The organism is Celeribacter sp., assembly GCF_048261515.1.
GTDB lineage: Bacteria > Pseudomonadota > Alphaproteobacteria > Rhodobacterales > Rhodobacteraceae > Celeribacter.
In genome coordinates this window covers 397940-415044 of record NZ_JBLXFZ010000002.1, presented here as the reverse complement: position 1 = coordinate 415044, position 17105 = coordinate 397940, and the positions used below count along the sequence as shown (strand labels likewise).

Here is a 17105-nt window from a genome sequence, read left to right as displayed (position 1 = left end):
TGGGGGCTGAGCAATGTCTGACATTTTAATTGTCGATGACGAACGGGACATCCGCGAATTGATCGGGGATATCCTGCGTGATGAGGGGTATGAGACGCGGCTGGCGGGAGGCTCTGATGCCTGCATGAAGGAGATCAGCGAGGCGGTGCCCGCGCTGATGGTTCTCGACATCTGGCTCAAGGACAGCTCGATGGACGGGATCGACATCCTTAAGCACGTCAAACGCGAGCATCCCGAGGTTCCGATCATCATCATTTCGGGCCACGGAAATATCGAGATCGCGGTGGCGGCCATCAAACAGGGGGCCTATGATTTTATCGAGAAGCCTTTCAACATTGACCAGTTGATGGTTGTGGTGCGCCGCGCGATGGAGACAGCCGCGCTGCGGCGCGAGAATGCCACGTTGAAACGGTCGGGCGGTGGCGAGGTCGAGATGTTCGGCATCTCCGCGCCCTTCAAGCAACTCAAATCCAACCTCGATAAAGTCACCAAGTCCAACGGCCGTGTCATGCTCACTGGTCCTGCGGGCGTGGGCAAGGAAGTGGCCGCGCGGTTCATTCATACCCATTCGGATCGCCGTGATGCTCCTTTCGTGACAGTCTCCTCCGCCACCATCGAGCCTGACCGCATGGAGGAGGTTCTCTTCGGTCGCGAAAGCGTCGAGCGCGGGATCGAGAAGGGGCTTTTGGAAGAGGCCAATGGTGGAGTGATTTTCTTCGACGAGGTGGCGGATATGCCGCTGGGCACCCAGTCGAAAATCCTGCGTGTGCTTGTGGATCAGCGGTTTAACCGTGTCGGCGGGGCCTCGGAGGTGACGGTGGATTTGCGGGTGATTTCCTCAACCAGCCGCGATCTCCAGACGGAGATTGCCGAGGGGCGTTTCCGCGAGGAATTGTATCACCGCCTTAACGTGGTGCCGATCGAGGTGCCGAGCCTTGAAAAGCGGCGTGAGGACATTCCCGAACTGGCCGCGCGCTTCATCGAGGAATTCCACCGCACCCAAGGCCTCCCGCTGCGCACGCTCTCGGAGGATGCCTCTGCGCTGCTCCAGACGATGTCATGGCCGGGAAACGTGCGTCAGCTCAAGAACGTAATTGAGCGGGTGTTGATCCTTGGCGAAGGCACGGGGGAGATCGAGGCGGCGGAACTGCCCGAGCAGGACGGTACGGCCGAGGACGATGGCCGTGCGATCCTCTCGCCCGTGATCGCGACATTGCCCCTGCGCGAGGCGCGCGAGATGTTCGAGCGTGAATATCTGCTGACGCAGATCAACCGTTTCGGCGGCAATATCTCGCGCACCGCGACATTTGTGGGCATGGAGCGTTCCGCGCTGCACCGCAAACTCAAATCGCTTGGCGTGGTCACAGGCTCCAAACAGGGTGGGCGCGTGGCCTATGTGGAAGAGGATGCCAAGTAGCGGCGCGCGTTGACCGCGCGGACGATTGGTGCCATGGCTTGCGCAGCCCTGTCGCAATGCGACGATAAAGGGGCAAAGGACATGAAGCTCACAAGGGTGATGCAATGAAGGTCATCATTTGCGGCGCGGGGCAGGTGGGTTGGCAAATCGCCAAGCAACTGTCGGGCGAGAACAACGACGTTACCGTGTTGGACAACAACCCCGCACTGGTGCGGCGGGCGACGGATACGTTGGATGTGCAGGGGATCGAGGGGCACGCCTCCTATCCCGATGTGCTGGACAAGGCGGGGGCACGCGACGCAGACATGATCATCGCAGCGACCCACTCCGATGAGGTCAACATGGTGACGTGTCAGGTCGCGCATTCGGTCTTTGCCGTGCCGCGCAAGATCGCACGTCTACGCGCGCAGAGCTATCTGACCGCGATCTACTCCGATCTCTACCGCCGCGATCACATGCCCATCGACGTGGTGATTTCCCCTGAACGCGAGGTGGCCGAGGCCGCATTGCGCCGTTTGGCCGCGCCCGCTGCTTTCGATACGCAGAGTTTCCTGGCTGGCGAAGTGCAGATGATGGGCATCCATCTGGGCGAGGAATGCCCCGTGCTCAACACTGCGCTGCGCGAGTTGTCGGAACTATTCTCGACGCTGCGGGTGACAGTTGTGGGGGTGCGCCGCGATGGCCATCTCTACGCGCCCGAACCCTCCGATCAACTTTTCGCAGACGACCAAGTGTATTGCTTCGTCCACTCCGAAGACATCAACCGTATGCTGGAGGTCTTCGGGAAAACGCAGGCCAAGCAGGAGCGTGTTGTGATCCTTGGCGGCGGCAATGTCGGTCTGGGCGTGGCTGTGGCTCTGGAGGCGCGCACCGAGCGCATCCGCGCAAAGATCATCGAGAAGGACCGCCGCATCGCGGAGAAGGCCGCCGACACGCTGGAGCGCACGATTGTGTTGCACGGCGATGCGCTCGATCAGGAATTGCTGGAGGAGGCGGGCGTGACCCGTGCCTCCGCCGTGCTGTGCGTGACCGACGATGATAAGGTCAACATGCTCTCCGCCGTGCGCGCCAAGCAGGCGGGTTGTGCCATGGCGATCTGTCTGGTCAATGACCCCTCGCTGGTGCCGATCCTGACCGCGCTCGACATCGACGCCCACATCAACCCGCGCTCCACGACCGTGTCCTCCATCCTGCGCCACATCCGCCACGGGCGGGTGCGCAACGTCTATTCGGTGGGCGATGGCGAGGCGGAAGTCATCGAGGCGCAGGTGCTCTCCACATCGCCGCTGGCGGGCCAGTTGATCCGCGACGTGGATTTCCCCGAAGGCGTGCTGATCGGTGCGCTGACGAAAGGGGGTTCCTATGTCAAACCCTTGGGTGACACGCGAATTGAAGAGGGCGACGTGGTGACGATCTTCTCGCTGGCCTCCGATGTGCCCGAAGTGGAACGACTCCTTCAGGTGTCGATCGACTTCTTCTGATGGGCCACGATCCGAAATGAACCGCTTTGCGCGCATGTCCTTTTTCGTCCAGCTGATGCTGGTGGCGGGTGCGGCGATGATGATCCCCGCGATCTACGGGCTCGCCATTGGTGAGCACGCGGATTCGCGTGCGTTTTTCTACTCGGGCGTGATGCTTTTGGTGCTGGGGGCAATGCTGGCCATTGCGCGCAACCGACCTCAGGCGACCGAGGACCGTGACAGCAAGCGCGACCGCGACCGTGAGGGGCGCACACAACTTCTCACACTTCTGGCGGCCTATACGATCCTGCCGCTGGCGCTGGCCGTGCCCTTTGTCGAGGCCACGCGCGACACGTCCTTTTTTAACGCCTATTTCGAGATGGTCTCGGCGTTGACCACCACGGGGGCGACGCTTTTTGACGAGCCTGATCGGCTGTCGCGCACGGTGCATCTGTGGCGTGCGGTGGTGGGCTGGTTTGGCGGGTTGCTGGCGTGGATCACGGCGATTGCGGTGCTGGCGCCGATGAACCTCGGCGGCTTTGAAGTGCTTTCGACCCGTCAGGCGGGGCAGGGTGTGACCAATGTTTCGCAGATCGTTCGTGTCGCCGCAGCGCCTGCCCGTATCGCGCGCTACACCATGCGCTTCGTGCCGATCTATGTAGGGCTCACGGCGGCGCTCTGGCTTGCGCTGTCGATGGTGGGATCGACACCCTATGTGGCCCTTTGCCATGCCATGTCGGTCATGGCGACCTCCGGTATCAGCCCTGTGGGTGGGCTTTCGGGGACGGGTGGGGGCTTCCCTGCCGAAGTGCTGGTCTTTGCCTTCCTCTTCCTCGCCTTATCGCGCAAGACATTCACCGCCGAGGAAGTGCGTGCCTCTGGGCCGCCGCTGCACAAAGACCCCGAAATGAAGATCGCTCTGCTGCTCATCGCAACGCTGCCCCTGCTGCTCTTCTTGCGCCATTGGGATGGCGCGCTGGAAGTGGATCAGGTTTGGGATCTCGGTGCGGCTTTGTCGGCGCTTTGGGGCGGTGTCTTCATGGTGTTGTCCTTCCTGTCTACGGCGGGGTTCGAGAGCGCCTCGTGGGATCAGGCGCGGATGTGGTCGGGGCTTCATGCACCTGGTGTGTTGCTGATGGGACTGGCGATTTTCGGCGGCGGGGTGGCGACAACGGCAGGGGGCGTGAAACTGCTGCGCCTCTATGCCCTTGTGCGTCACGGCGAGCGCGAAATCGAGAAACTCATCTCCCCCAATTCCGTAGGCGGCGCAGGCGCTCTGGCGCGGCGCATCCGTCGTGAGGGGGCCTATGTGGCATGGGTCTATTTCATGGCCTTCGCCTTCACCATCGCCATTGTGATGATCACACTGTCGCTCACGGGGATCTATTTCGAAGAGGCGGCGGTGTTTACCATCGCGGCGATCACCACCACGGGGCCGCTGGCGCAAGTGGCCGCGGAAGTCCCCTATAGCTACGGTGATCTGGGCACGGTGGCCAAGGCGGTCTTGGCGGCGGCGATGGTTCTGGGACGGCTCGAATTGCTGGCCATGATCGCTCTGTTCAACCCTGAGTTTTGGCGCAGATGACACGGTTTTTATCGCGCTGACACTCAACCGCCTGAAAAGCAGGCTGAAATCTTGACAATCCGTTAAAGATGTTGCGTGGTGGCCTCAAGCTACTGTCGCCCGAGGGACAGTCCGCATTAAAAGCGCAAGAAAAAGGCAAGCCCAATGGCCGGTGACAAACAGAACCTGCAAGATGCATTCCTCAACCACGTCCGCAAGACGAAGGTTCCCGTGACAATCTTTTTGATCAACGGGGTAAAGCTTCAGGGCGTTATTACGTGGTTCGACAATTTCTGTGTTCTCTTGCGTCGTGACGGTCAGTCGCAGCTGGTCTACAAGCATGCGATCTCCACGATCATGCCAGCCCAGCCGATTAACCTCTACGACGGCGAAGACGCGCAGTAAGTCTGACAAAAACGACGTGATCGAGGTCTGCACGGGCGATGTCCCGCGCGGGCCTTGTGCTATTTGTGCAAAGCCCTTGCCCTTGTCATTGCCCTGCGAGTGACATAGCTCAAGACGTCATAGCATTTACCACGACCACCAAAGGACCGCATATTGGGCGACTATTACGACCACGAGGAGCAACCGACCCGCGCATGGGTGTTGCATCCCGAAATCACCTCTGACCGAGATCGCCGCGATGCGCAGGCGGGACTGGAGGAGGGCGTGGCGCTGGCGGCGGCTCTGCCTGATCTTGAGGTTGTTGGGTCGGAGATCGTTCGGCTGTCGAAAATCCAGCCAGGCTCTTTGTTCGGATCGGGAAAGATCGACGAGATTGCCGCCAATCTGAAGGCCGAAGAGATTGAGTTGGTGCTAGTTGATGGTCCAGTTACCCCTGTTCAGCAGCGCAATCTGGAGAAGGCATGGAAGGTCAAACTGCTCGACCGGACGGGGCTTATCCTTGAGATTTTCTCGGATCGTGCCCGCACCCGTGAGGGTGTGTTGCAGGTGGAGATGGCGGCGCTGTCCTATCAGCGGACCCGCCTTGTGCGGGCGTGGACCCACCTTGAACGCCAACGGGGGGGTTTGGGGTTTGTCGGCGGGCCTGGCGAGACACAGATCGAGGCCGACCGCCGTGCCATTGACGAGCAACTCAACCGTTTGCGCAAGCAGCTCGAAAAGGTCGCCAAGACCCGCGAACTGCACCGCGCCTCCCGTGCCAAGGTGCCGTTCCCGATTGTGGCTCTGGTGGGCTATACCAACGCGGGAAAATCTACCTTTTTCAACACGGTGACGGGGGCAGATGTCTTTGCCAAGGACATGCTTTTTGCCACGCTCGATCCGACCATGCGCCAGTTGAAACTCGAAACCGCGCATGGCGGGGATCGGGATATCATCCTGTCTGACACCGTGGGCTTCATCTCCAACCTGCCGACCCAGCTTGTCGCCGCCTTCCGCGCGACCTTGGAGGAGGTTCTCGACGCTGATCTGATCGTGCATGTGCGTGATATTTCGTCTGATGAGACCGAGGAGCAGAAAGAGGATGTTCTGACCATCCTGAGCGATCTGGGCATCAAGGATGACGCGCCGATGATCGAAGTGTGGAACAAGATCGACCTGCTCGATGAGGAGAGCAAGGCCGCGCGCCTTGCCCGCGCCGAGGCGCAGGAGGGCGTTCACGCGATTTCGGCGGTGACGGGCGAGGGGGTCGAAGGGCTTCTCGCCGCCATTTCCGCGCATTTCGAGGAGGACAAGATCGAGCGCGAACTGGTCGTGCCTTTCTCTGAGGGCAAGAAGCGCGCGTGGCTGTTCGATCAGGGCGTGGTCATGGAGGAACGCGCCTCCGAGGAGGGCTATGCGCTCACCGTGCTCTGGACGCCGCGACAGGAAAAACAGTTTCGGGAGATGTGAGTGGGGACTTGTTTGACGCGCGTGATTGCGCGAGGAAAAGGTCCGTTTCCGCCAAATTCACCACACCATTGCATATGACAGTCACACCCGTAAGCATTCAAAGCCGATCCCGTCGCTCCGCCGCACGCCTGCGTTATCAACTGGCGCGTTCGGCCATGGCATCGGTCGCGGCTCTTGCTTTCGGCGTGGCTGTTCTTCCCGCTGCGGGGATTGCGCAGGAGGCGGTCGCGGTGCCATGTGGCGTGCTTGTTCAGGTCGAGGAGGTTACAGCCGCGCTGTCGCGGACCTGTGCCGTCGATGTGCCCTATGCCATGGAAACCGAGGAATTCACCTTCGAGATGACCCGTATCGAGAAGGGGGTGCGGCTCAAGATACGGCCGCGCAATCTGGTCTTTCTCAACGGGGAAAACGAGGTGGTCGTGCCGCGCACGGAAGAGGGGATGCGGCTGGCGATCTACGACAGCTTCCGGCCCGACTACGACGTTGACCGCAGCAACGTGCCTGTAGGCTACGTCACGGGCTGGTCAGGGCAGTAGCACTGCCCCGAAGCCATTCCCGTGAGCGCGACGCTCGCTGCCTCGCGTTGTCCTTTTACTGCCCTTCAGGCATCAAATGTGTGACGCCGACACCCGCCGCACGGGCGAGATCGGGGTCTAGGCTCATCGGCACATATTCGCCCCGCCGCCACATCTCGCCAAGATCGTCGTAGTGGCGTGAAAGCGGGTGGCCCGATTGCCCCGTCGCAGTGATGAAGACCGAGCTGTCGGGATCGGCAAAGTCATAGACCCCGCGATAGGCTGCGCCGTGGACATTGGCAAAGGGCGCATCCCCTGTTCCCGCCGTCACCCCGCGCATCAGTGTGTTATCGCCGCCTGATGTCGATTGGTGGATGTTCACGAACCATTTTACGAAGGGCACATCGCCCAGCACTGCGTGGTCGTGATGGGCTTCATGGGCATCGCCCCAGCGGAGCGATTCCAACGCCGTTCCATAGGTCTCGCTCACCCAGACCAGTGCATCGTCGAGCGCCAGCCGCGCGATATCGGAGCAGGTTTCCGTGGCCGCCGACTGGATCACGTCGCACCATTTCGACGCTCCGCCAATGTCGCGGAACACCCGCTCGATGAAGAGAGGCTCCACATGGGTGAAGGCGCGCGCCAGCGGGCCAAGGTCGTCGCGGATCAGCCGGCTTTGCAGCTCGCGCATCCATGCCGAATAGAGCAACGGTTCGGGCAGGTGTTCGTTCATCTCGCCGTTCCATTCCGCCATGAGCGTTAGCGCCTTCTGCCGCAAGGCCTCTGGTGTGCCTTCGGGCGCGGCCTCGCCCGTGAACCACAGATCGGCCCCGACAAGCGGCAGCAGCGCGCGGGCGGAGAAGGAGACAACATCCGTCTGTGCCTCAATGAAGCTCTCGCGGGTGTGGACTTCGCGGTTTTGCATCAGGCGGCGCCAGCGCTGGATGCGCTGTGTGTCACCCCAATGGTGCGAGATGTGGTTGGGGAAGGGGGCGTCGGTGGTCTTGTTGTTGGTATTGCCGAGCAGCCCATCAGGCCCCGAAGCGTAGAGCGGAAGGTCGGCGAAATCGCGCCAGCCTTGCCAGTGGTTCGCGGTGATCCAGCCTGGCGTGGGAATGCGGCCCTCGCTTTGGTGGCGCGGGTCGCGGGCAGGGGCGCGTCCGATCACCTTGAGCACAGCGCGCGAGGTATCGGCCAGCGTGAGGTTGAGCGCGGGGGCGACAAAGCCTTCAGCGGCGGCAAGCCCCTCTTCGATGCTGCTCGACTGCATCAGCGCAATGGCCGCCGACATGGAGGTGTCGTCGGACGCAAGTGCGGTCCAGTTGACGCTCATCACATGATCGGGGGGCGTCACGGTGCCCACGTTGAAGGCCGCACTCGGCAGCACGGGGCCGTTCTCGGTCCAGCGCAGATCAAGGGTGACGGGGGTGGCATCCTTGATCCGCACGATCGACGGGCGCGAGACCATCGGCGCAAACCCGTCGGGCGTGAGCACTTCCTCACGGTTCGAGGGGTTGAGCTTTTCAACATAGAGGTCGGCGTCGTCGAGATAGGCGGCGGTGATGCCCCAGCCGAAATCCTCACTCCGTCCTGTGACAATCGCGGGAACACCCGGGATCGACGCACCGATCACGCCACCTGTCGAGAGTTCCAGCCGCGCCAGATACATTGCACCAGGGGCGGTCAGGCCGAGGTGCGGGTCATTGGCCAGAAGCGTGGCGCCTGACGCCGAGCGGCCGGGGGCGGCGGCCCAGACATTCGACGCGCCTCCCAAGGGCCATTGAGGCAAATCGAGCAAGGCGTAGTCGGTCGTGTTGTCAGGCGTATAGGCCGGCATCGTCGGGAAGAGCGCGGCATAGTCGGATAGGAGCGTTGTGCTAGACCCAGGCGCATCGGGCAACAGATCGCCCACCCGCTCCTCGGGTACCAGAAGCGAGAGCCGCGCGCGTAGCACTTCGTTGGAGGCTTGATCGGAAAGCTGGAAGGCGACGAGTTTGAGGATCGCGATACTGTCGGCAGGTCGCCAATAGGAGATCTCGGAGGGAAAGAGGAAGAATTCGGGTGCCCCGCGTCCCCTTGCGCCGTCATTGACCTCTTCAAGCCATGCGTTGACGCCGCGCGCATAGGCCTCCATCGCGGCCAGCGCCTCGGGCGTCTGATGGGCCACGGAGGCCTCGGCGGCGGCATAAAGGCCCAAACGGCGCATCAACTCGTCGGTGGCCAGCGTGCGCTCGCCAAAGACTTCCGACAGCTTGCCCTGCACCGTGCGCCGCATCAACATCATCTGGAACAGGCGGTCTTGCGCATGGGCAAACCCGAGGCCGAAATAGACGTCCTCATCGGTTTCACCGAAAATATGGGGCACATTGGCGGTGTCGCGCGCGATCTCCAGCGGGGCGGCAATCCCCGCAACCTCATGCGTGGCGTCATAATCGGGCAGGGACCGTGCAGCCAGCCAGTAGGCCAGCAGGACGGCGGCGGTGATCAATACCACCGCACCCGTGACAATGCGCAAAAGCCATCGGAAAATCTGGGCCATGGGCGCTCCTTGACGGGGTGTGTGCAGGGCGCGTGACGGGCGGCGTTTCGCCTTGACCGCCGCGCGGATGCGGTTAGGTTTCGGCCTGCGTTAAAGCACAAGTCTGCACAGGGGAAAAGCCATGACGAAGACCGCATTTCTGGGACTGGGTGTGATGGGATATCCGATGGCGGGGCACCTTGCATCCGCGGACCACGAGGTCGTCGTCTATAACCGCACCACACAGAAGGCCGAAAAATGGGCAAAGGCGCATGATGGCGCTTTCGCCTCCACGCCGCGCGAGGCCGCCGTTGGGGCGGATTTCGTAATGGCCTGCGTGGGAAATGATGATGACCTGCGCGCGGTCTGTCTCGGTGATGACGGGGCGTTTGCGGGGATGAAGGAAGGCGCGATCTTTGTCGATCACACCACCGTTTCGGCGGCGGTGACGCGCGAGTTGGCCGAGGCGGCTGCAGCCAAGGGCATCGGCTATGTCGATGCGCCTGTCTCTGGCGGGCAGGCAGGAGCCGAAAACGGTGTGCTCGCGATCATGTGTGGCGGGTCGGAAGAGCATTTCGCCGCCGCCGAACCCGTGATGGCCGCCTATGGCAAGACCGTCAAACGGCTTGGCGAGGTTGGCATGGGCCAGACCGCGAAGATGTGCAACCAGATCTGCATCGCGGGTCTGGTTCAGGGGCTGGCCGAGGCGCTGCATCTGGCGGAGAAATCTGGCCTTGATGGTGAGGCTCTGGTCGAAGTGATCTCTGGTGGCGCGGCAGGAAGCTGGCAGATGGTCAACCGCCACAAGACGATGCTCGCCGATGAATACGAGCATGGCTTTGCCGTCGATTGGATGCGCAAGGATCTCAAGATCTGTCTGGAAACCGCCGATGACGTGGGCGCGAGCCTGCCTGTGACGGCTTTGGTCGACCAATTCTACAAGGATGTGCAGAAGATGGGCGGCGGTCGTTGGGACACATCGAGCCTGCTCAAGCGGCTCAAAGCGGTGGACTGATCGACTGATGCGGGACAGGGGGGCGGCGCGGGCAACCGTGAACGCCCCTTTCGCCCGCCGCAACCGTCATGTAAAACGGCAGGCAACAAAGGAATGTTACCATGCCTCCGAAGAAAACCTCGGGCCGTGGCGCGCGCGATCTGCGTGTCAAAGTCAAATCCGCGCGCGGGCGCAAACTCTCCTCGACGCTCTGGCTTGAGCGTCAGTTGAACGATCCATACGTCAAACGCGCGAAGGCCGAGGGCTATCGCGGGCGCGCGGCGTATAAAATCCTCGAACTCGACGAAAAATTCCGCTTCCTCGTGCCTGGTGCACGGGTGGTCGATTTGGGTTGTGCGCCGGGTGGCTGGTGTCAGGTCGCGGTCAAGCGCGTCAATGCACTGGGCGAGAAGTCTGGCAAGAAGGTCGGCACCGTCCTCGGTGTGGACTTGCAGGCGGTTGATCCCATTGCGGGCGCGGAAATCCATCAGCTCGACTTCATGGAGGATGGCGCCGACGACAAGGTGAAGGAATGGCTCGGCGGTCAGGCCGATGTGGTGATGTCGGATATGGCGGCTTCGGCCTCTGGTCACAAGCAGACCGACCACAACCGCATCATGGCGCTTTGCGAGGCGGCGGCCTATCTGGCTTTTGATGTCCTTTCCCCTGGCGGGACCTTCGTGGCCAAGGTGCTCGCGGGTGGTGCCGAGGGTGATCTGCAAAAGCTGCTCAAGAAGAACTTCACCAAGGTTGTGCATATGAAGCCGCCTGCGTCGCGGTCCGACAGTTCCGAGAAATTCGTTGTGGCGACAGGGTTCCGTGGCTGAGAAGACTCCTCATCCCGTAACACTCAACATCGCGGCGCGTCCTGCGATCCGTGACGTTGACTTCGAGAAGATGTCGCTCACCTTCGACCCCGCGCTCGGGCAAATCACCTCGCTGGCGCTCGACGGGCGGGAGGTTCTGCATCGGGCGCACTGGGTGGGAACGCCTGCAGCGCATCTCGCGGGAGCGCCGATTGAGAGTGCCCTGTGCGGGAGTTTCTTTGCCGCGCCTTTTGGCGCCTCCGATGTGATTGATGGACCGATCCACGGACCCTGCGCCAACAGCGCATGGCGGCTCGATACGCGGGCACAGGCCGCTGATGCCGCGACCATGCGGCTTGAACTTCTGGAGCCTGTCATGGGGGCGCATGTCCGCATGGCGCTGCGGCTGGCCGCCAATGCGCCCGTCCTCTACCAGCGACACATTATCACGGGCGGGCAGGGGGCGCTGACCTTTGCGCATCACCCGATGCTGCATATTGCCGAAAGCGCACATATCGCGACCTCGCGCAAACGCGCCATTCTCACGCCAGAGACGCCGTTGGAACCTGCGCACGCTCTCGCCTATCCCGCCCGTAGCGCCAGTCTGGATGCTGTGGCCGCGCGCGATCGTGGAACGCTGGACCTGACGCACTATGCGCCCGTGCCAGAGGGCGAGGACGGCACAGAGGATTTCCTCACCATGGTCGAGATGCGCAGCGTCGCGCGGATCGGCTGGACGGCGGTGACGCGGGCGGCGGAGGGGGATATCGTGATTTTCCTCAAAGACCCGCGCCTTTGTCCCGTGACGATGCTGTGGATGTCGAACGGCGGGCGCAAATATGCGCCATGGGACGGGCGGCATCGCGGCGTGCTCGGGATCGAGGACGGGCGCGCGGCAGGGGCAGAGGGCCATCGCGCTGCCATGTCCGACAATGCGATTGCCAGAGAAGGCGTGCCGACGGCGCTGCCCCTCTCGCCCGCAACAACGCACGAGATACGCCACGCCACGGTTGTCCTGCCGCGTCCCGAGGGGTTTGAAGGTGTGGCCGATGTGCGACTTGCGGGCGGGCGGCTGGTGGTTACAGGCACGCAGGGCACGGAGATCGGCATTCCCTTTGATCAAGGGTTCTTCGCCTGACTTGGGGCCTGCGCGATGTGGATGAGGCCAGATTTAGAACAGGCCATTGTCATTTTCTGACCTGTCCCCAATTACCTGCAAAACGTCCCAGTGTTCAACGATCTTTCCGTTGTCGTCGAAGCGGAAGATGTCCATGCCTGCGTAATCGTCACTGCCTGGCCAGATTTGATGACAATGCAGAACCACGAGGTTGCCCTCTGCAATTGCTCTTTTGAAGTGGGTCACTTTCCCTGGATACTCAGTGGCCATGCGCTCGAAGTAGTCGATAAACGCCTTTTTGCCGTCGGCAACATGCGGATTGTGTTGGATGTAGGCGTCCCCCACGAACTGCGCGACGGCCTCGCGCGGTTTGCATTGGTTGAACATCAGATCATAGAAGGCGATTGCGTTTTCTATATTTGCCTGCGGGTCGTGGGGCATGCTGCACTTGCTGCTGTTTGGACAAGAGTGTGAAGGCGGCGAGGGCGTATGTCGCCTGTTCCAACTCGATTGTTTCGTCTGTCAGAAGTAAGTAGCAATATAGAACCAAGTAACAATTACGCACTAATTAGGAACCAAGTATGCTTCAGGTAACCGCCCTTTCAAAAGAGGACGCCGAGAACTGTCCGATCAGGGAGGTTTTGTCCAAGGTCACGGGCAAGTGGCAGGTGCTGATTGTGCTGGCCCTTGAGGATGGGCCTTTGCGTTTTGGCGCGGTCAAGCGAACGGTTGGCGACATCACGCAGCGCGTTCTGACCGAAAACCTGCGCAGTCTGGAGCGCGATGGCTATCTGACCCGAAGGGTTGAGGCGGGTCCGCCACTTGCGGTGTTCTACGAGTTGACCCCGCTGGGGTATGAACTCCTGTCACCACTGAAGTCATTGGTCACTTGGGCGGCCGAAAATCACGATCATATTCGCAACGCGCGGGAAGCCTATGATGGGCGATAGGGGCACGATCCGTACAAAGGGGCGATGCAATGTCTTTTGATCTCAAAACTCTCGAGCTTTTCGTGCGAGTGGCCACTCTTGGTGCGATTGGACGGGCAGGGGAAGAATTCGGTATGTCACCGACCAATGCCTCGCAGCGGATCAAGTCCCTTGAGACCGAATTGGGCGTCAAACTGTTGAACAGGACCACGAGGGCTGTCTCGCTCACACCTGATGGGGAGGTCTTGTTAGAAAATGCAAAACGCATTTTGGATGATGTGGAAGACCTGCGCACTGTTCTGACACATACCGCACAATCCGTATCGGGCCATTTGCGCGTTACTGCCTCGGCATCCTTCGGGCGGGCACATATTATCCCGTATGTGCCGGAATTCATGCGCCTCTATCCGAATGTGACCCTTGATCTCAATCTGACAGACACGGTCGTGGACATTGTTGAGCAGGGCTATGACATGGCATTCCGCATCGGTGCATTGCCGCCGTCCAGCCTTCTGGCGCAAAAGATTGATGACAATCCGTCATGGCTGGTGGCGTCTCCTGCGTATTTGGAGCGCGCAGGCACGCCACAACTCCCCGAGGATTTAACCCGCCACGCTTGCCTTACATTGGGAAAGGTCCAGAACTGGCACCTGACTTCGGCGGATGGGCGTCAATATGATGTGCAAGTCGGCGGACCATTGAGTGTCAATTTCGGGGATGCCATCGGGGAATGGGTCGTCGCGGGAATGGGCATTGCGCTGGCGTCCCTGTGGCACGCGGGGCCGGATCTTGAGGCAGGGCGATTGGTGCGGGTTTTGCCAGACTACGACATCCTGCCACGCAGCAGTATCTGGGCTGTCCGCCCGCCCGGACGTCTTATGCCCGCCCGCGTCCACGCCTTTATGAGTTTCATGCAGGCCAAGATCATTGCGACAAACAAAGCGCGGTACGGCGCGCTGATGTAGTCGGTATTATCCCGTGAGACAGGATTATCATTTTCGTTCCACAGCGATAGTCTTGGCCGTGGAAGTCTTTATCTGTGCGGCAATGCTTTCACATGAGGTTTGACATGAACACCGCCACAGAAATTCCCGCATACACCGGCTTGAACATCACCGATATTGCCAAGGCCCGCTATTCGGCGAAGTCCTATGACCCGAGCAACAAAATCTCGGACCAAGACATCAAGCGCGTGAAAGAGCTTTTGCAATTCAGCCCGTCGAGCACCAACGCGCAGCCATGGCATTTCTTGATGCTGTCCAGCGACGAGGGAAAAGAGCGTCTTGCCACGGCAAACGAGAACAAGTTTCCGTTCAACAACCCGTCGATCCGCAACGCCTCGCACGTCGTTATCTTCGCGGCGCGGACCGACATCACAGAAGACTACCTGTTGCACGTACTGGCACAGGAAGACGCAGATGGCCGCTTTGACTCCGATCCCGAAACACACAAGCCGCAGATGCATGCGGGGCGCAGCATGTTTGTGAACATTCACAAAGAGCTTGATGATGTCGCTCAATGGAACGCTCATCAAGTGTATCTAAACGTTGGTCAGTTCCTGCTCGGCGTGGCTGCTCTCGGGATCGACGCGACCCCCATGGAAGGGATCGACACTGAGGCCGTGGATGCTGAATTCGGGCTGACCGAGAAGGGGTTGGCAAGCCTTGTGGTTGTTCCGATTGGCTACAGGAATGCAGCTGAAGACTTCAACGCAGCCTTGCCGAAATCGCGTTTGCCTTTGGATGAGATCCTGACGGAAATCTGAGTGCACCGCTTACGCAGTCAGCGCGCTGTTGCGCTCCTTTGAATGAGATGCACGCCGCATCCGTCAGTTTGGCGGATGCGGTGTCACTATGTAGCAAAGCGCTCATGTCCAGTCGGATGGATGCTAGGTTTTACCCCGCGTGCATCTGAAGAAGCGTATCGGCAATCATCAGGTCCAGATGCGCGCCGCCTCCGTTCTTGAAGACGGTGATCTCTTTGGCGTTTTCCCTGCCTGTGTGACCCGCGATGAGGTCGTAGAAATCAGCTTGGATGTCGTCCCGAGAAATCGCTCCAGATGCCAGTGGAATCGCAATTTCGCCAATATGCGAAATCGTCGTGTCAAAGCTGTCAACGAAGAGCCGTGCTTTCTGGAGCAACGTATCATCCGCTTCGCGCATGTCCGCTTTGAATGCCCCGATCAGGTCAACATGTGTTCCAGGCTGGACCCACTCGCCCAGTAGCACAGGTTCGGTCGCCATTGTGGCGGTTGAAATGATGTCTGCTTGAGCGGCAGCAGAAGGCAGATCATCCGCCACACGTGCGGTAATTCCCTCGGACGCCAGTTGCTCGACAAGTGCTTCGGCGTTCGTCCTGTTTCTGTTCCAGATCGTCACTTCGGACAGATGGGGAAGACAGGTCTGATAGGCCACAGCGATGTTGTGAGCCACGGCACCAGCACCGATAATCAAATGGTGCTTGGCGTCAGGTCTGGCAAGCAGCATGGCCCCCAGAACGCTATCAGAGGCGGTTTTTAAGTCGGTTACGAGGCCGCTGTCGATGAGGCCGCGCATGGCGCCTGTGTCGGGATCAAAAACCAACATGCCGCCCTGAACCGTGGGCAGGTTCCGCTTTGAATTTTCGGCCATAACGGTCACGCTTTTGACGCCATATCCCAGCCCTTCGATTAATGCCGCGCGGCTTAGAAGGGTCTTGTTGGCGGGGCCGAGAAACACATCTTTCAATACGGCCTTGGGGCGTTGGTGTCCGCGCTTGATGGCTTCGACGAAATTCAACCAGTCATAAGGGCAGGGGGTGTTCGTGCGGTCTAAAGTCAGAAGTTCGGGAGTATCACTCATGGATGCGCCTTATGCATTGCTGTCGAAGACAAAAGAAAACGTGGTGTCGGATTTCGTGAAGCATAGGCCCATTGCCTTGGGACGTGCAAACCAGCGTGTCGGGCCTGATACCTGAGACGTCGCGTTTCAGGTGTCAGCGCAACGCTGGGCCTCAGATATGCTCAATCCCAGAGTGCGGAGGCGGTCATGGTTTTCTTGGCATTACACAGGTGGGCTCGAAACGCCTCGTCTGCTTTTTTGAAATCACCAGCTTCAAGGGCATAGATGATCGCAAGGTGTTCCGTGAGCGCATCACGGTTGCGCCTTTTTTCATCGGCGCGGTGCCAGCGGTAGTGATAGTGAAACACCATCGCCACCACTTCGTAGAAATCGGTCATGAAGCGGTTGTCGTAGTATTCGATCAGCGTGCGGTGGAAGCGTTCGTCCAACCGTGGAAAGTCGAGGAAGTTGGTGTCGATCTGCTCAAGAATCTGTTCGTGTTTGGGCGCCAGAGCAATTAATGCCTGAGCCGTCGGAGAATCCGCGCCTTGTTCAATAAGGTGTCGAAAGGCCCGCATCTCGAACATCTCGCGCACTTCAAAGAGTTCTTCGGCGAATTCCCGTGTGAACCCGCGCAGCACCCACGAGCGGTTGCGTTCCTTCGTGATCAGACCGAACCGCGAGAACTTGATAAGGAACTCGCGGATGACCGACGAACTGACGTCGAACCTCTTCTTGAGGTCGGATTCATGTAGCGCGGTACCAGGGGCCAAGTCACTGTTGAGCACATATTCCATGAATTGCGACGAGACCCTTTCGGTGGCGGACGCGGTTTCGTCGTCGCCGAAATAGTCGGTCTGTTTCGGGGCGCGCAGCACCTGTTTCTGCCGCCCCTCCCATTTGATGATCCCTGCCTTATTGAGGTTCTTCAGAATTGTGCGCACGGTGGTGCGGCTGACCGCCAGCGATTGCGAGAGCGCGTTTTCGGTCGGCAATGTCTCGGAGACGCCGATATCGCGGACGATATCGAGCGCATGATTGTAGCTCTCTTTGAACGTGCTACTGTCTCGAGACATTGCCTTTGCCTTTCAAATTGGCGCACAGACTATCGC

16 protein-coding genes are annotated in these 17105 nt (G+C 60.2%); 12 read left to right on the top strand and 4 right to left on the bottom strand.

Annotated features, from left to right (window positions below; translation table 11 throughout):
- The first annotated feature begins 13 nt into the window (after positions 1 to 13).
- The 6 genes from ACN0SC_RS06890 (at position 14) to ACN0SC_RS06865 (ending at position 6831) form a co-directional block, all read left to right on the top strand.
- A complete protein-coding gene (locus ACN0SC_RS06890; protein WP_417248921.1) occupies positions 14 to 1417 on the top strand; it encodes a sigma-54-dependent transcriptional regulator in 1404 nt (467 codons plus the stop codon).
- A 104-nt stretch (positions 1418 to 1521) separates the two neighbouring features.
- A complete protein-coding gene (gene trkA, locus ACN0SC_RS06885) occupies positions 1522 to 2898 on the top strand; it encodes a Trk system potassium transporter TrkA (protein WP_417248920.1) in 1377 nt (458 codons plus the stop codon).
- 34 nt (positions 2899 to 2932) lie between these two features.
- Positions 2933 to 4462 (top strand): TrkH family potassium uptake protein, encoded by a 1530-nt coding sequence (locus tag ACN0SC_RS06880; RefSeq protein WP_417248919.1) that lies wholly within the window; start codon positions 2933 to 2935, stop codon positions 4460 to 4462.
- A 144-nt stretch (positions 4463 to 4606) separates the two neighbouring features.
- A complete protein-coding gene (hfq, locus tag ACN0SC_RS06875; protein WP_417248918.1) occupies positions 4607 to 4846 on the top strand; it encodes an RNA chaperone Hfq in 240 nt (79 codons plus the stop codon).
- Positions 4847 to 4999: 153 nt separating this feature from the next.
- Positions 5000 to 6295, top strand: coding sequence for a GTPase HflX (hflX, locus tag ACN0SC_RS06870; RefSeq protein WP_417248917.1), 1296 nt, complete (start codon positions 5000 to 5002; stop codon positions 6293 to 6295).
- Positions 6296 to 6369: 74 nt separating this feature from the next.
- On the top strand, positions 6370 to 6831 hold the full coding sequence (locus ACN0SC_RS06865; RefSeq protein ID WP_417248916.1) for a hypothetical protein: 462 nt from the start codon (positions 6370 to 6372) through the stop codon (positions 6829 to 6831).
- A gap of 55 nt (positions 6832 to 6886) precedes the next feature.
- Here ACN0SC_RS06865 and ACN0SC_RS06860 read toward each other — a convergent pair whose 3' ends face one another.
- Positions 6887 to 9349, bottom strand: coding sequence for a penicillin acylase family protein (locus tag ACN0SC_RS06860; RefSeq protein ID WP_417248915.1), 2463 nt, complete (start codon positions 9347 to 9349; stop codon positions 6887 to 6889).
- Between the two features lie 121 nt (positions 9350 to 9470).
- On the opposite strand from ACN0SC_RS06860, the gene ACN0SC_RS06855 reads away from it, so the two are divergent.
- The 3 genes from ACN0SC_RS06855 to ACN0SC_RS06845 all read left to right on the top strand — a co-directional run bounded on the left by ACN0SC_RS06855 (position 9471) and on the right by ACN0SC_RS06845 (position 12266).
- Entirely contained in the window at positions 9471 to 10343 is an 873-nt protein-coding gene (locus tag ACN0SC_RS06855; RefSeq protein ID WP_417248914.1) for an NAD(P)-dependent oxidoreductase, read from the top strand.
- A 101-nt stretch (positions 10344 to 10444) separates the two neighbouring features.
- Positions 10445 to 11149, top strand: coding sequence for an RlmE family RNA methyltransferase (locus tag ACN0SC_RS06850; protein ID WP_417248913.1), 705 nt, complete (start codon positions 10445 to 10447; stop codon positions 11147 to 11149).
- Positions 11142 to 12266, top strand: a complete 1125-nt coding sequence (locus ACN0SC_RS06845; RefSeq protein ID WP_417248912.1) for a hypothetical protein — start codon at positions 11142 to 11144, stop codon at positions 12264 to 12266. Before ACN0SC_RS06850 ends, ACN0SC_RS06845 begins: the two co-directional genes overlap by 8 nt.
- Before the next feature lie 33 nt (positions 12267 to 12299).
- Here ACN0SC_RS06845 and ACN0SC_RS06840 read toward each other — a convergent pair whose 3' ends face one another.
- Positions 12300 to 12686: a nuclear transport factor 2 family protein gene (locus tag ACN0SC_RS06840; protein WP_417248911.1), complete on the bottom strand. Its 387-nt coding sequence runs from the start codon at positions 12684 to 12686 to the stop codon at positions 12300 to 12302.
- Positions 12687 to 12826: 140 nt separating this feature from the next.
- On the opposite strand from ACN0SC_RS06840, the gene ACN0SC_RS06835 reads away from it, so the two are divergent.
- From ACN0SC_RS06835 to nfsB, 3 genes are all read left to right on the top strand, one after another.
- Complete coding sequence (locus ACN0SC_RS06835; RefSeq protein ID WP_417248910.1) at positions 12827 to 13195, top strand: winged helix-turn-helix transcriptional regulator; 369 nt, start codon at positions 12827 to 12829, stop codon at positions 13193 to 13195.
- A gap of 29 nt (positions 13196 to 13224) precedes the next feature.
- Positions 13225 to 14139: a LysR substrate-binding domain-containing protein gene (locus ACN0SC_RS06830; RefSeq protein ID WP_417248909.1), complete on the top strand. Its 915-nt coding sequence runs from the start codon at positions 13225 to 13227 to the stop codon at positions 14137 to 14139.
- 104 nt (positions 14140 to 14243) lie between these two features.
- Positions 14244 to 14939 carry an oxygen-insensitive NAD(P)H nitroreductase gene (gene nfsB, locus ACN0SC_RS06825; protein ID WP_417248908.1) on the top strand — a complete coding sequence of 232 codons (696 nt, stop codon included), beginning with the start codon at positions 14244 to 14246 and terminating at the stop codon, positions 14937 to 14939.
- Between the two features lie 130 nt (positions 14940 to 15069).
- On the opposite strand, the gene ACN0SC_RS06820 is transcribed toward nfsB, so the two are convergent.
- Positions 15070 to 16014 carry an ornithine cyclodeaminase family protein gene (locus tag ACN0SC_RS06820; RefSeq protein ID WP_417248907.1) on the bottom strand — a complete coding sequence of 315 codons (945 nt, stop codon included), beginning with the start codon at positions 16012 to 16014 and terminating at the stop codon, positions 15070 to 15072.
- Positions 16015 to 16175: 161 nt separating this feature from the next.
- Entirely contained in the window at positions 16176 to 17069 is an 894-nt protein-coding gene (locus ACN0SC_RS06815) for an FCD domain-containing protein (protein ID WP_417248906.1), read from the bottom strand.
- Between the last annotated feature and the right edge of the window lie 36 nt (positions 17070 to 17105).

Excerpts from the sequence above, each read along its gene's own strand:
- ACN0SC_RS06890 (WP_417248921.1), top strand. The coding sequence starts at position 14 with ATGTCTGACATTTTAATTGTCGATGACGAACGGGACATCCGCGAATTG.
- trkA (WP_417248920.1), top strand. The coding sequence starts at position 1,522 with ATGAAGGTCATCATTTGCGGCGCGGGGCAGGTGGGTTGGCAAATCGCC.
- ACN0SC_RS06880 (WP_417248919.1), top strand. The coding sequence starts at position 2,933 with ATGTCCTTTTTCGTCCAGCTGATGCTGGTGGCGGGTGCGGCGATGATG.
- hfq (WP_417248918.1), top strand. The coding sequence starts at position 4,607 with ATGGCCGGTGACAAACAGAACCTGCAAGATGCATTCCTCAACCACGTC.
- ACN0SC_RS06865 (WP_417248916.1), top strand. The coding sequence starts at position 6,370 with ATGACAGTCACACCCGTAAGCATTCAAAGCCGATCCCGTCGCTCCGCC.
- ACN0SC_RS06860 (WP_417248915.1), bottom strand. The coding sequence starts at position 9,349 with ATGGCCCAGATTTTCCGATGGCTTTTGCGCATTGTCACGGGTGCGGTG.
- ACN0SC_RS06855 (WP_417248914.1), top strand. The coding sequence starts at position 9,471 with ATGACGAAGACCGCATTTCTGGGACTGGGTGTGATGGGATATCCGATG.
- ACN0SC_RS06850 (WP_417248913.1), top strand. The coding sequence starts at position 10,445 with ATGCCTCCGAAGAAAACCTCGGGCCGTGGCGCGCGCGATCTGCGTGTC.
- ACN0SC_RS06840 (WP_417248911.1), bottom strand. The coding sequence starts at position 12,686 with ATGCCCCACGACCCGCAGGCAAATATAGAAAACGCAATCGCCTTCTAT.
- ACN0SC_RS06835 (WP_417248910.1), top strand. The coding sequence starts at position 12,827 with ATGCTTCAGGTAACCGCCCTTTCAAAAGAGGACGCCGAGAACTGTCCG.
- ACN0SC_RS06830 (WP_417248909.1), top strand. The coding sequence starts at position 13,225 with ATGTCTTTTGATCTCAAAACTCTCGAGCTTTTCGTGCGAGTGGCCACT.
- nfsB (WP_417248908.1), top strand. The coding sequence starts at position 14,244 with ATGAACACCGCCACAGAAATTCCCGCATACACCGGCTTGAACATCACC.
- ACN0SC_RS06820 (WP_417248907.1), bottom strand. The coding sequence starts at position 16,014 with ATGAGTGATACTCCCGAACTTCTGACTTTAGACCGCACGAACACCCCC.
- ACN0SC_RS06815 (WP_417248906.1), bottom strand. The coding sequence starts at position 17,069 with ATGTCTCGAGACAGTAGCACGTTCAAAGAGAGCTACAATCATGCGCTC.